1 protein-coding gene is annotated in these 16,363 nt (G+C 62.6%); it reads left to right on the top strand.

What is annotated here, in order from left to right:
• Positions 1-79: 79 nt before the first annotated feature.
• Positions 80-16,312 (top strand): LapA family giant adhesin, encoded by a 16,233-nt coding sequence (locus tag NE357_RS00675; protein WP_169428308.1) that lies wholly within the window; start codon positions 80-82, stop codon positions 16,310-16,312.
• The last annotated feature ends 51 nt before the right edge of the window (positions 16,313-16,363 follow it).

Raw genomic sequence — 16,363 nt, 5'->3', positions numbered from 1 at the left:
GTACGTCCAGACTGAATCGGCGCAGAAAAGCCATCAGGTCTATGGAAGTCAACTGAACGTGACACCCGGAGAGTCTTCAATGAGCAGTGTTGTTGCCATCGTCAAAAGCATTGTCGGTCAGGTTTTCGTGGTGTCCCCAGAGGGCGTCCGTCGCGTACTCGTTGAAGGCGACCGTTTGTTCGCCGGCGATCAGGTCGATACCGGCGTATCTGGCGCGGTGTCTCTGGAGCTGGCTGACGGCCGTACCATCGATCTGGGTCGTGACACCCAATGGAGCGCCGATACTCCGGACTCCACCACCGACCTGGCCGAAGCCACTGCGCAAGCCGCACCATCCGTTGAAGAGCTGCAGCAGGCCATTGCCGCCGGCGTCGACCCGACCACCGCTCTTGACGCCACCGCTGCCGGCCCGAGCGCCGCAGGCACTGGTGGTGCTGCCGGTGGCGGCCACAGTTTCGTGATGCTCGACGCAACCGCTGGCCGTGTCGACCCGACCATCGGCTTCCCGACCGCAGGCATCAACTCGGCCGGTCAGGCCGCCCAGAACATCACGGGTGGCCAGACCACCGATACCACCCCCAACGCCTTGCGCGACTCGACCCTGAGCCTCAGCGCCACACCGACCATCACCGAAGCCGGCGGCGTGCTGGTGTACACGGCGACCCTGACCCAGGCGCCGCTGACCGACCTGAGCATCACCCTGTCCAACGGTTCGGTGATCGTGATTCCGGCAGGCTCCACCACGGGCACCGTCAACGTGCCGCTGGCCCCGAACGATACGGTCTACAACGACCCGACCCAGATCAACGTGACCGTTACCGGCACCACCGGCGGCAACGGCATTACCGTCACCGTGCCGACCACACCGGCCGTGACCCAGGTCACCGACACCATCGACACCACCACCGTCACGCTGACGGCGGGCAACAGCGTCACCGAAGGTGGCCAGATCACCTACACCGCGACCCTGACCAACCCGGCGCAGACGCCGGTCACCGTCACCCTGTCCAACGGCTCGACCATCACCATCGGCGCCGGCCAGACCACCGGCACCGTCAACGTGCCGACTGCGCCCAACGACGTGTACAACAATGGCAGCACTGTCACCACGACCATCACCGGTGCAACGGGCGGGAACTTCGAGAATCTGGTACCGAACCCGACGCCGGCCGTTACCACCATTGTCGATTCGAAAGACACCACCGGCCTGACCCTGACGGCCACTGGCACCGTGGTCGAAGGCGGCCAGATCACTTACACCGCGACGTTGACCAATCCGGCGCAGACACCGGTCACCGTCACGTTGTCGAACGGTTCGACCATCACCATCGAAGCCGGCAAGACCACCGGCAGCGTCAACGTGCCAACCGCGCCGAATGACGTCTACAACAACGGCGGCACCGTCAGCACCACCATTACCGGTGCTACCGGCGGCAATTTCGAAAATCTGGTGCCGAACACCACGCCGGCGACCACCACGGTCACCGACTCCATCGACACCACCAATCTGTCGTTGAGCGCCACCGGCTCAGTGGCCGAAGGTGGCTCGATCGTTTACACCGCTACATTGACCAACCCGGCCGGCACGCCAGTGACCGTGACGTTGAGCAACGGCTCCGTCATCACCATTGAAGCAGGCAAAACCACCGGCACTGTGACCGTTCCGGCGCCAGCCGATGACGTTTACAAGGATGCGGGCAAAGTCGAAGTCAGCATTGCCGGCACCACCGGCGGCAACTTCGAGAACCTGGTACCAAGTACCGTTCCGGCCGTGACCCAGATCACCGATACCATCGACACCACGACGGTCAAACTGACCGCGACCGAAACCGCAGCCGAAGGCGGCACCGTTATCTATACCGCGACGGTGGGCGCGCCAGTGACCGGCTCGCCGGTGACCGTGACCCTGGCCAACGGTCAGTCGATCACCATCGAAGTGGGCAAGACCACTGGCACCGTCACCACCACCGCGCCGAACGACGCGGTGACCGGCAATCCGCCGCTGACCAACTCGATCACCGGTGTGACTGGCGGCAACTACGAAAACCTCGTCGCCGATAAAACCCCGGTTTCGACCACGATCACCGATACCGTCGACACCACCAACCTGTCGCTGAGCGCGACTGGTTCTGTGGCCGAAGGCGGCTCGATTGTTTACACCGCCACCCTGACCAATCCGGCCGGCACCCCTGTGACCGTGACCTTGAGCAACGGCGCGGTGATCATCATCGAAGCCGGCAAAACCACCGGTACCGTGACCGTTCCGGCCCCTGCCGATGACGTCTACAAGGACGCGGGCAAGGTCGAAGTCACGATCAAGGACGCGTCCGGCGGCAACTTCGAGAACCTCGTTCCGAGTACTGTCCCGGCGGTTACCGAAGTGACCGATACCGTCGACACTTCAACCGTGAAACTGACCGCTGACACCTCGGTCGCTGAAGGCGGCACCGTCACTTACACCGCCACTGTTGGCGCACCGGTGACCGGCTCCCCGGTCACCGTGACCCTGGCCAACGGTCAGACCATCACCATCGAAGTGGGTAAAACCACCGGCAGCGTGACCACCACCGCACCGAACGATGTACTCAACGGCCACGCGCCGCTGACCAACTCGATCACTGACGTAAGCGGCGGCAATTACGAGAACCTCGTGGCCGACAAGACGCCGGTCAGCACCACCGTGACCGACACCGTCGACACCACCAATCTGACCCTGAGCGCCACTGGTTCCGTGGCCGAAGGCGGTTCGATCGTTTACACCGCGACCCTGACCAACCCGGCCGGTACGCCGGTGACCGTGACCTTGAGCAATGGCTCGGTCATCACCATCGAGGCTGGCAAAACCACTGGTACCGTGACTGTTCCGGCTCCGGCTGATGACGTCTACAAGGATGCCGGCAAGGTTGAAGTCACGATCAAGGACGCGTCCGGCGGCAACTTCGAGAACCTGGTGCCAAGCACTGTTCCAGCGGTTACCGAAGTCACCGATACCATCGACACCACCACGGTGAAGCTCACCGCGACCGAGTCGGCAGCAGAAGGTGGCACTGTCACTTATACCGCTACCGTTGGCGCGCCAGTGACCGGCTCGCCGGTGACCGTGACCCTGGCCAATGGTCAGTCGATCACCATCGAAGTGGGCAAGACCACTGGCACCGTGACCACCACCGCACCGAACGATGCGTTGAACGGCCATGCACCGCTGAGCAACTCGATTACCGACGTAAGCGGCGGCAACTACGAGAACCTCGTAGCGGACAAGACTCCGGCTTCGACCACGGTCACCGACACCATCGACACCACCAACCTGTCGCTGACTGCGACCGGCACCGTGGCCGAAGGCGGTTCGATCTTCTACACCGCCACTCTGACCAACCCGGCCGGCACGCCAGTGACCGTGACCTTGAGCAATGGCTCGGTCATCACCATCGAGGCCGGTAAAACCACTGGTACCGTGACCGTTCCAGCTCCTGCCGATGACGTCTACAAGGACGCCGGCAAGGTCGAAGTGACCATCAAGGATGCGTCCGGTGGCAACTTCGAGAACCTTGTTCCAAGCACCGTCCCTGCCGTGACGGAAGTCACCGATACCATCGACACCTCGACCGTCAAATTGACGGCTGACACCTCGGTGGCCGAGGGCGGCACTGTCACCTACACCGCGACTGTGAGTGCGCCTGTGACCGGTTCGCCAGTGACTGTCACTTTGGCCAACGGTCAGCAAATCACCATCGAAGTCGGCAAAACCACCGGTACCGTGACCACCACCGCACCGAACGATGCGTTGAACGGCCATGCACCGCTGAGCAACTCGATTACCGACGTAAGCGGCGGCAACTACGAGAATCTGGTCGCCGACAAGACCCCGGTTTCGACCACGGTCACCGACACCGTCGACACCACCAACCTGTCGCTGACTGCGACCGGCACCGTGGCCGAAGGCGGTTCGATCGTCTACACCGCGACCCTGACCAACCCGGCCGGCACGCCAGTGACCGTGACCTTGAGCAATGGCTCGGTCATCACCATCGAGGCCGGCAAGACCACCGGTACCGTGACCGTTCCAGCTCCTGCCGATGACGTCTACAAGGACGCCGGCAAGGTCGAAGTGACCATCAAGGATGCGTCCGGTGGCAACTTCGAGAACCTTGTTCCAAGCACCGTCCCTGCCGTGACGGAAGTCACCGATACCATCGACACCTCGACCGTCAAATTGACGGCTGACACCTCGGTGGCCGAGGGCGGCACTGTCACCTACACCGCCACGGTCGGCGCGCCAGTAACCGGTTCTCCGGTCACCGTGACCCTGGCCAATGGTCAGCAGATCACCATCGAAGTCGGCAAAACCACCGGCACCGTCACCACCACGGCGCCGAACGATGCACTCAACGGTCACGAGCCGCTGACCAACTCGATCACCGGTGTGACCGGTGGCAACTACGAAAATCTGGTTGCTGACAAGACACCGGTCAGCACCACCGTAACCGACACCGTCGACACCACCAACCTGTCGCTGAGCGCCACTGGCACCGTGGCCGAGGGCGGTTCGATTGTTTACACCGCCACGCTGACCAACCCTGCGGGCACGCCGGTGACCGTGACCTTGAGCAATGGCTCGGTCATCACCATTGAAGCCGGCAAGACCACCGGCACCGTGACTGTTCCTGCGCCAGCCGATGACGTTTATAAAGACGCCGGCAAAGTCGAAGTCACCATCAAGGACGCGTCTGGCGGCAACTTCGAAAACCTGGTACCAAGTACTGTTCCAGCGGTTACCGAAGTCACCGATACCATCGACACCACCACGGTCAAACTGACTGCGACCGAGTCGGCGGCAGAAGGTGGCACCGTCACCTACACCGCCACTGTCGGCGCGCCAGTAACCGGTTCTCCGGTCACCGTGACCCTGTCCAACGGCCAGCAAATCACCATCGAAGTCGGCAAAACCACCGGCACCGTCACCACCACGGCGCCGAACGACGCGCTGAACGGTCACGAGCCGCTGACCAACTCGATCACCGGTGTGAGCGGTGGCAACTACGAGAATCTGGTTGCTGACAAGACCCCGGTCAGCACCACGGTGACCGACACCGTCGACACCACCAACCTGACCCTGAGCGCCACTGGCACCGTGGCCGAAGGTGGTTCGATCATTTACACCGCGACCCTGACCAATGCGGCTGGCTCGCCAGTGACCGTGACCTTGTCGAACGGCGCGGTCATCACCATCGAAGCGGGCAAGACCACTGGCACCGTGACTGTCCCGGCGCCAGCCGATGACGTCTATAAGGATGCCGGCAAGGTCGAAGCAACCATTTCGACGGCAACCGGCGGCAACTTCGAGAACCTGGTGCCGAGCACCGTGCCGGCCGTGACCCAGGTCACCGACACCATCGACACCACCACGGTCAAACTGACCGCGACCGAATCGGCGGCAGAAGGCGGCACCGTTACTTACACTGCGACGGTGGGCGCACCTGTGACCGGTTCGCCAGTCACCGTGACCCTGTCCAACGGCCAGCAAATCACCATCGAAGTCGGCAAGACCACCGGCACCGTGACCACCACTGCGCCGAACGACGCGCTGAACGGTCACGCGCCACTGACCAACGCGATTACCGACGTGAGCGGTGGCAACTACGAGAATCTGGTCGCCGACAAGACGCCAGTGTCGACCACTGTCACCGACACCGTTGACACCACCAACCTGTCGCTGACCGCGACCGGTACCGTGGCCGAGGGTGGTTCGATCCTCTACACCGCGACCCTGACCAATCCGGCCGGTACGCCGGTGACCGTGACCTTGTCGAACGGTGCCGTGATCACCATCGAAGCGGGCAAAACCACCGGCACCGTGAGCGTTCCTGCGCCAGCCGATGACGTCTACAAAGACGCCGGCAAGGTTGAAGTCACCATCAAGGACGCGTCCGGCGGCAACTTCGAGAACCTGGTACCAAGCACCGTTCCAGCGGTTACCGAAGTCACCGATACCATCGACACCACCACGGTCAAACTGACCGCGACCGAGTCCGCCGCTGAAGGTGGCACCGTCACCTACACCGCCACTGTCGGCGCACCGGTGACCGGTTCGCCTGTGACCGTGACCCTGGCCAACGGTCAGTCGATCACCATCGAAGTCGGCAAAACCACCGGCACCGTAACCACTACCGCGCCGAACGACGCACTCAACGGCCACGAACCGTTGACCAACTCGATCACTGACGTGAGCGGCGGCAACTACGAAAATCTGGTGGCCGACAAGACACCGGTCAGCACCACCGTCACCGACACCGTCGACACCACCAACCTGACGCTGAGCGCGACGCCGGAAGTCAACGAAGGTGGCCAGATCACCTACACCGCGACCCTGACCAACGCCGCTGGCACCCCGGTGACCGTGACGCTGAGCAACGGCGCGGTGATCACCATCGAGGCTGGCAAAACCACCGGCACCGTGACCGTCGATGCACCGAAGGACGACGTCTACAAGGACGCCGGCACCGTGGAAACGACCATCAAGGGCGCCACCGGCGGCAACTTCGAAAACCTGGTCACCAGCACCAGCCCGGCAGTCACCACCGTCCACGACACCATCGACACGTCCACCGTGTCCCTGAGCGCTACCGCCAACGTCGCCGAAGGCGAAACCGTGGTCTACACCGCCACCGTGACCGCGCCAGTGACCGGCTCGCCGGTCGTGGTGACCCTGTCCAACGGCCAGACCATCACCATCGCCGTGGGCGAGACCACCGGCACCGTGAACTTCGTCGCGCCGAACAGCCCGCTGGCTGGCGGCAGCTCGCTGAGCGTCACCATCGACAAAGCCACTGGTGGCAACTACGAAAACCTGGCCGTCGACAGCAAACCGGCCAACACTTCGGTTTCGGACACTGTCGACACCACCAACCTGAACCTGACCGCCACCGACTCGGTGGCCGAAGGGGGTTCGATCGTCTACACCGCCACCCTGACCAATGCGGCTGGCTCGCCAGTGACCGTGACCTTGTCGAACGGCGCGGTCATCACCATCGAAGCCGGCAAGACCACTGGCACCGTGACTGTCCCCGCGCCAGCCGATGACGTCTACAAGGATGCCGGCAAAGTCGAGGCGACCATTTCGACCGTCACCGGTGGCGGTTTCGAGAACCTGGTGCCGAGTACCGTTCCGGCCGTGACCAACGTCACCGACACCATCGACACCACCACGGTCAAACTCACCGCCACCGAGTCGGCGGCTGAAGGCGGCACGGTCACTTACACCGCGACTGTGGGTGCGCCTGTGACTGGCTCGCCTGTGACCGTGACCCTGGCCAATGGTCAGCAGATCACCATCGAAGTGGGCAAGACCACCGGCACCGTGACCACCACCGCACCGAACGATGCGTTGAATGGCCATGCACCGCTGACCAACGCTATTACCGACGTGAGCGGTGGCAACTACGAAAATCTGGTGGCCGACAAGACGCCGGTTTCGACCACGGTCACCGACACCGTCGATACCACCAACCTGACCCTGAGCGCCACTGGTTCCGTGGCCGAGGGCGGTTCGATCGTCTACACCGCGACCCTGACCAACCCGGCGGGTACTCCGGTGACCGTGACCCTGTCGAACGGCGCTGTCATCACCATCGAAGCCGGTAAAACCACTGGCACCGTGAGCGTTCCGGCTCCGGCTGATGACGTCTACAAAGATGCGGGTAAAGTCGAAGCAACCATTTCGACGGCCACCGGCGGTAACTTCGAGAACCTGGTGCCAAGCACCGTTCCGGCCGTAACCCAGGTCACCGACACCATCGACACGACGACCGTGAAGCTCACCGCTTCCGAAACGGCGGCAGAAGGCGGCACCGTTACTTACACCGCCACTGTTGGCGCACCAGTGACGGGTTCTCCGGTCACCGTGACCCTGGCCAACGGTCAGCAAATCACCATCGAAGTCGGCAAGACCACCGGCACTGTCACCACGACCGCACCGAACGATGCGTTGAACGGTCATGCACCTCTGACCAATGCGATCACCGACGTAACGGGCGGCAACTACGAAAACCTCGTCGCTGACAAAACCCCGGTCAACACCACCGTCACCGACACCGTCGACACCACCAACCTGTCGCTGACTGCGACCGGCACCGTGGCCGAAGGCGGCTCGATCGTTTATACCGCGACATTGACCAACCCGGCCGGCACTCCGCTGACCGTGACGTTGAGCAACGGCGCCGTCATCACCATTGAAGCGGGTAAAACCACCGGCACCGTAACCGTTCCGGCCCCGGCCGATGACGTCTACAAGGATGCCGGCAAAGTCGAAGTCACCATCAAGGATGCAACCGGCGGCAACTTCGAGAACCTGGTTCCGAGCACCGTTCCGGCTGTCACCGAAGTCACCGACACCATCGACACGACGACCGTGAAGCTCACCGCTTCCGAAACGGCGGCAGAAGGCGGCACCGTTACTTACACCGCCACCGTTGGCGCACCAGTGACGGGTTCTCCGGTCACCGTGAGCCTGGCCAACGGTCAGCAAATCACCATCGAAGTCGGCAAGACCACCGGTACCGTGACCACCACCGCACCGAACGATGCGTTGAACGGTCATGCACCTCTGACCAATGCGATCACCGACGTAACGGGCGGCAACTACGAAAACCTCGTAGCTGACAAAACCCCGGTCAACACCACCGTCACCGACACCGTCGACACCACCAACCTGTCGCTGACCGCGACCGGCACCGTGGCCGAAGGCGGCTCGATCGTTTATACCGCGACATTGACCAACCCGGCCGGCACTCCGCTGACCGTGACGTTGAGCAACGGCGCCGTCATCACCATCGAAGCGGGTAAAACCACCGGCACCGTAACCGTTCCGGCCCCGGCCGATGACGTCTACAAGGATGCCGGCAAAGTCGAAGTCACCATCAAGGATGCAACCGGTGGCAACTTCGAGAACCTGGTTCCGAGCACCGTTCCGGCTGTCACCGAAGTCACCGACACCATCGACACGACGACCGTGAAGCTCACCGCTTCCGAAACGGCGGCAGAAGGCGGCACCGTTACTTACACCGCCACTGTTGGCGCACCAGTGACGGGTTCTCCGGTCACCGTGACCCTGTCCAATGGTCAGTCGATCACCATCGAAGTCGGCAAGACCACCGGCACCGTCACCACCACTGCGCCGAACGACGCGCTGAACGGTCATGCACCTCTGACCAATGCGATCACCGACGTAACGGGCGGCAACTACGAAAACCTTGTAGCTGACAAAACCCCGGTCAACACCACCGTCACCGACACCGTCGACACCACCAACCTGACACTCAGCGCTACCAATTCGGTCGCCGAGGGCGGTTCGATCCTCTACACCGCCACACTGACCAACGCTGCCGGCACTCCGGTGACCGTAACGTTGAGCAATGGCGCCGTGATCACCATCGAGGCGGGTAAAACCACCGGCACCGTGACCGTTCCAGCCCCGGCAGATGACGTCTACAAGGACGCCGGCACTGTCCAGGCAACGATCACCAACGCCACCGGTGGCAACTTCGAAAACCTGGTGACCAGCACCACGCCAGCGGTGACCAGCGTCACTGATACCATCGACACCACCACGGTCAAACTGACCGCGACCGAAACCGCGGCTGAAGGTGGCACCGTCACCTACACCGCGACCGTGGGTGCCCCAGTGACCGGCTCGCCGGTTGTGGTAACCCTGGCCAATGGTCAGAACATCACTATTGAAGTCGGTAAAACCACCGGCACCGTGACCACCACGGCGCCTAACGATGTGCTGACCGGTCATGCGCCACTGACCAACGCCATCACCAACGTTTCCGGTGGCAACTACGAAAATCTGGTCGCCGACAAAACCCCGGTCAGCACCACCGTGACCGACACCATCGACACCACCAACCTGTCGCTGACCGCGACCGGCACCGTGGCCGAAGGTGGTTCGATCGTCTACACCGCAACGTTGACCAACGCGGCGGGCACTCCGGTGACCGTAACCTTGAGCAATGGCGCCGTGATCACCATCGACGCCGGCAAAACCACCGGCACTGTGACAGTTCCTGCACCGGCCGATGACGTCTACAAGGACGCCGGCACCGTACAGGCAACGATCACCAACGCCACCGGTGGCAACTTCGAAAATCTGGTGACCAGCAACACGCCAGCGGTGACCAGCGTTACCGACACCATCGACACCACCACGGTCAAACTGACCGCGACCGAAACCGCGGCTGAAGGTGGCACCGTCACCTACACCGCGACCGTGGGTGCCCCAGTGACCGGCTCGCCGGTTGTGGTAACCCTGGCCAATGGTCAGAACATCACTATTGAAGTCGGTAAAACCACCGGCACCGTGACCACAACGGCGCCTAACGATGTGCTGAATGGTCATGCGCCACTGACCAACGCCATCACCAACGTTTCCGGTGGCAACTACGAAAATCTGGTCGCCGACAAAACCCCGGTCAGCACCACCGTGACCGACACTGTCGACACCACCAACCTGTCCCTGAGTGCTACCAATTCGGTTGCCGAAGGTGGTTCGATCATCTACACCGCCACACTGACCAACGCGGCGGGCACTCCGGTGACCGTAACCTTGAGCAATGGCGCCGTGATCACCATCGACGCCGGCAAAACCACCGGCACCGTGACGGTTCCGGCACCGGCCGATGACGTCTACAAGGATGCCGGCACCGTACAGGCAACGATCACCAACGCCACCGGCGGCAACTTCGAAAACCTGGTGACCAGCACCACGCCAGCGGTGACCAGCGTCACTGATACCATCGACACCACCACGGTCAAACTGACCGCGACCGAAACCGCGGCTGAAGGTGGCACCGTCACCTACACCGCGACCGTGGGTGCCCCAGTGACCGGCTCGCCGGTTGTGGTAACCCTGGCCAATGGTCAGAACATCACTATTGAAGTCGGTAAAACCACCGGTACCGTGACCACCACGGCGCCTAACGATGTGCTGAATGGTCATGCGCCACTGACCAACGCCATCACCAACGTTTCCGGTGGCAACTACGAAAATCTGGTGGCCGACAAGACACCGGTCAGCACCACCGTGACCGACACTGTCGACACCACCAACCTGTCCCTGAGTGCTACCAATTCGGTTGCCGAAGGTGGTTCGATCATCTACACCGCCACACTGACCAACGCGGCGGGCACTCCGGTGACCGTAACGTTGAGCAATGGCGCCGTGATCACCGTCGAGGCGGGTAAAACCACCGGCACCGTGACCGTTCCAGCCCCGGCAGATGACGTCTACAAGGACGCCGGCACTGTCCAGGCAACGATCACCAACGCCACCGGCGGCAACTTCGAAAACCTGGTGACCAGCAACACGCCAGCGGTGACAAGCGTTACCGACACCATCGACACCACCACCGTGAAGCTGACTGCCACCACGACGGTGGCCGAGGGCGGCAACGTCGTCTACACCGCGACTGTCGGCGCTCCAGTGACGGGTTCGCCAGTGACCGTGAGCCTGTCCAACGGCCAGACCATCACCATCGACATCGGCAAGACCACCGGCACCGTGACCACCACCGCGCCGAACGATGCGCTCAACGGACACACGCCGTTGACCAACGCCATCACCAACGTCAGCGGCGGCAACTACGAAAACCTCGTAGCCGACAAGACGCCAGTGTCGACCACTGTCACCGACACCATCGACAACACCAACCTGTCGCTGACTGCGACCGGCACCGTGGCCGAGGGTGGTTCGATCGTCTACACCGCAACGTTGACCAACGCGGCGGGCACTCCGGTGACCGTAACGTTGAGCAATGGCGCCGTGATCACCATCGAGGCGGGTAAAACCACCGGCACCGTGACCGTTCCAGCCCCGGCAGATGACGTCTACAAGGACGCCGGCACTGTCCAGGCAACGATCACCAACGCCACCGGCGGCAACTTCGAAAACCTGGTGACCAGCAACACGCCAGCGGTGACAAGCGTTACCGACACCATCGACACCACCACCGTGAAGCTGACTGCCACCACGACGGCGGCCGAGGGCGGCAACGTCGTCTACACCGCGACTGTCGGCGCTCCAGTGACCGGTTCGCCAGTGACCGTAACCCTGTCCAACGGTCAGTCGATCACCATCGACATCGGCAAGACCACCGGCACTGTCACCACGACCGCGCCTAACGACGTCCTGAATGGTCATGCACCGCTGACCAACTCGATCACCAATGTGAGTGGCGGCAACTACGAAAACCTCGTGGCCGACAAGACGCCGGTCAGCACCACCGTGACCGACACCATTGACACCACCAACCTGTCGCTGACCGCGACCGGCACCGTGGCCGAGGGTGGCTCGATCACCTACACCGCAACCCTGACCAACGCGGCCGGCACTCCGGTGACCGTGACGCTGAGCAACGGTTCGGTGATCACCATCGATGCGGGTAAAACCACCGGCACCGTGACCGTTCCGGCACCGGCTGACGACGTCTACAAAGACGCCGGCACCGTGCAGGCAACCATCACCAACGCCACCGGCGGCAACTTCGAAAACCTGGTGACCAGCAACACGCCAGCGGTGACCAGCGTCACTGACACCATCGACACCACCACCGTCAGCATCACCGGCAGCACCTCGGTGACCGAAGGCCAGACCGCCAGCTACACCGTCAGCCTGACCCACCCGGCGCAAACCGACGTGACCCTGAAAATCGTCTACAGCGGCACCGCCGCCGACGGTTCGGACTTCACCGGCGTGTACACCGTGAAGATCCCGGCGGGCGCCAGCAGTGCGCAGTTCAACGTCGCGACCATCGACGACAAGATCACCGAAGGCACCGAGAACTTCGTGGTCAAGATCGACTCGGCCACCGGCGGCAACTTCGAGAACCTGGCGGTCAGCAGCACCAACGGCAGCGTCAGCACCTCGATCATCGACAACGATGCACCACCGGTCATCGACCTCGACGCCAACAACTCCAGCGGCGCCACCGGGGCCGACTACAAGGTGACCTTCACCGAGAACACCCCGGGCGCAGGTGTGTCGATTGCCGACACCGACATCAACATCACCGACCCGGACAGCACCATGCTGACCGGCGCCACCATCGTGCTGACCAACCGTCAGGACGGCGATGCGCTGAACCTGGGCAACAGCGTCAACGGCATCACCATCAACGCCAACAGCACCAATGGCACGATCACGCTGACACTCTCGGGCAACGCAACGCTCGCCGACTACATGCAGGCGATCAAGAACATCACCTTCACCAACAGCAGTGAAGACCCGAGCACCGTGCCGCGCATCATTACCGTGACGGTGACCGATGGCGGCAACTACTCCAACGTGGCCACCACCACGGTCAACGTGGTCGCCGTCAACGACGCGCCGGTTGCCGCGCCGGCCAACGTCACTGGCACCGAAGACACGCCGCTGATCCTCGGCTGGTCGACCTTCGGCGTGACCGACGTCGACAGCCCGGCCTCAAGCCTGGGCGTGAAAATCACCCAACTGCCGGGCGAAGGCAAACTGCAGTACCTGGACGGTTCGACCTGGAAAGACGTCGCCACCAACCAGACCTTCAGCAAGGCCGACATCGACGCCGGCAAGCTGCGCTTCATGCCGGATGCCAACGAATCGGGTGTGAACGGTTACGGCGGCACCGGTCTGGGCAACAACCAGGCTGACTACGCACAGATCAAGTTCCAGCCAACCGACGGTCAACTGCTGGGTAACACCGGCACGATCAAAATCGACATCACGCCGGTGGCGGATGCGCCGACCCTGTCGGTGGCCGACAACAGCGTGAAGTCCACCGGCTTGATCAAGGAAGTCTGGACCGGCCTGTCGGGCCTGGGCACCGACGGCAGCGGCGCGAACTCGACCACCCTGAAAAACGTGATCGACGGCGCCGGTACCGCGAACTCCAAAGGCAACGTGACCAACGTGCAGTCCGACGGCAACGTCGCGGCGGGCACCGCGTCGAAGACCTCCGGCCTGATCTACCTCGAAGCCGGCAAGACCTACACCTTTACCGGCACCGGCGATGACAGCCTGCTGGTGAACATCGGAGGCAAGAACGTGGCCTCCACGACGTGGGGCGCGGGCGGCAACCTCAACGGTTCGTTCACCCCGACCACCAGCGGCTACTACACCCTGGAGATCTACCACCACAACCAGAACGGCCTGGGCAGCTACGACGTCAACCTGTCGGTCAACGGCGGTACGGCGATCGACCTGAGCAGTACCGGCGTGCCGATCTACACCGGCGTACAGGACCTGGTGAACTCCGGTGTAACCGTCTCCGATCTGCACGGCACCAACGGCGAAGGCTATTACGACGGCTACAAGCTCAACACCGGCGCCGAAGGCACCACCGTGAAACTGTCGTCGATCAGCACTGCGCTGACCGACACCGACGGCTCGGAAACCCTGAGCATCAAGATCAGCGGCGCACCGGTCGGTTCGGTCCTCAGCGACGGCGCCGGCCACAGCTTCACCGTGACCGCCACCAGCGGCGATGCCAACGTCACCGGCTGGAACCTCGGCAGCCTGACCGTGACCCCGCCGGCCTACTACAACGGCCAGTTCAACCTGACCGTGACCTCGACCTCCACCGAGGCTCTGGGCGGCTCGGCCAGCACCACCGCGACCATTCCGGTCTCCGTGGTGCCGGCGGTCTACAACTCGATTGTCGCCACCTCGGCCGACGACACCGTCACCGGCACCGACGGCAACGACATCATCGTCGCCGACATCGGCGGCCTGACCGTTGTGCCGGGCACCAACTACAACATCGCGTTCATGGTCGACAGCTCGGGCAGCATGAGCACCTCGTCGATCAACGCCGCCAAGGACTCGCTGACGTCGGTGTTCAACACCCTCAAGCAGAGCATGGGCAACAACTCGGGCACGGTGAACATCTTCCTGGTGGACTTCGATACCCAGGTCAACAAGTCGGTGTCGGTGAACCTCAACGATCCGAACGCGCTGACCAAGCTCAAAGCGGTGCTGGACTCGATGACCTCCGGCGGGGGCACCAACTACGAAGACGTGTTCAAGACCACGGCCAACTTCTTCCAGAGCGCTGATGCAGTGGCCAACACCGGGGCGAAGAACCTCACCTACTTCATCACCGACGGCCAGCCGACCTACTACCAGAGCGGCGAACAGACCAACCCGACGCTGTACGGCAACGTGAAGTTCGACGACGTGGTGAAGACCAGCAACTACAAACTGGGCGACAGCTTCAGCACCTACATCGACAGCACGCACTACCTGACTATCAGCACGGCGGGGGCCGTGGTCCTGCAGACGTACAAGAACGGCTACTGGAACTGGAACAACGTGGGCAACATCCACGCCCAAGGCGACGGCACCTACGAGCTGTCGAACCTGGCGGGTTCCGGCAGCAGCACCAGCTCGGCCACGACTGACAATGCCAACAGCGCCTTTGCGCTGTTGGGCAACCTGTCCAATGTGGAAGCCATCGGGATCAACAGCGGTGTCAGCCTCAACGACCTGAAACCGTACGACACCGATCACAACCCGCAGACCAACATTGATCCGAAGGACCTGGCCAACTCGATCATCGGCCACACCGAAGCGACGATGCCGGGCAACGACACGGTCAACGGCGGCGACGGCAATGACATCCTGTTCGGCGATCTGGTGAGCTTCAACGGCATTGCCGGCGAGGGTTACCAGGCGATGCAGGCGTTCGTCGCGCAGCAGACCGGCGTCGATGTCAGCAAAGTCACCACCAGCAACGTGCACCAGTACATCACCGAGCACTATCAGGCGTTCGATGTGTCCGGTACCCACGACGGCAACGACACGCTGCTGGGCGGCGCAGGCAATGACATCCTGTTCGGCGGTGGCGGCAATGACGTGCTCGATGGTGGCAAGGGCAATGACATCCTGCTCGGCGGCACCGGCAACGACACGCTGATCGGCGGCCCGGGCAACGACATCCTGATCGGCGGTTCCGGTGCCGACACCTTCGTCTGGAAAGCAGGCGATACCGGCAACGATGTGATCAAGGACTTCAACGCCAGCGAAGGTGACCGCATCGACCTGCGCGACCTGCTGCAGGGCGAGTCCGGCAGCACCATCGACAACTTCCTGAAGATCACCACGGTCGACGGCGTGTCGTCGCTGCAAGTCAGTTCGGCGGGCAAGTTCAACTCCGCCGACGCGGCTGCCGCGACACCGGACGTGACGATCAAACTGGAAGGCAACAACTGGTCCACTGCCAACATTCACAACCTGATTGCCGGCAGCGATCCGACCATCAAGGTCGACCACAACAACAGCTGACGCGTGAACAAAACGGCCGCCCCCATGGGGCGGCCGTCACGTTTGCGTCTT

It is taken from the genome of Pseudomonas sp. G7(2022), from assembly GCF_052660475.1.
This window is presented reverse-complemented; position numbering and strand designations above follow the sequence as displayed.

Bases quoted from the DNA above. Each gene is read 5' to 3' on its own strand.
- NE357_RS00675 (WP_169428308.1), top strand. From the start codon at position 80: ATGAGCAGTGTTGTTGCCATCGTCAAAAGCATTGTCGGTCAGGTTTTC.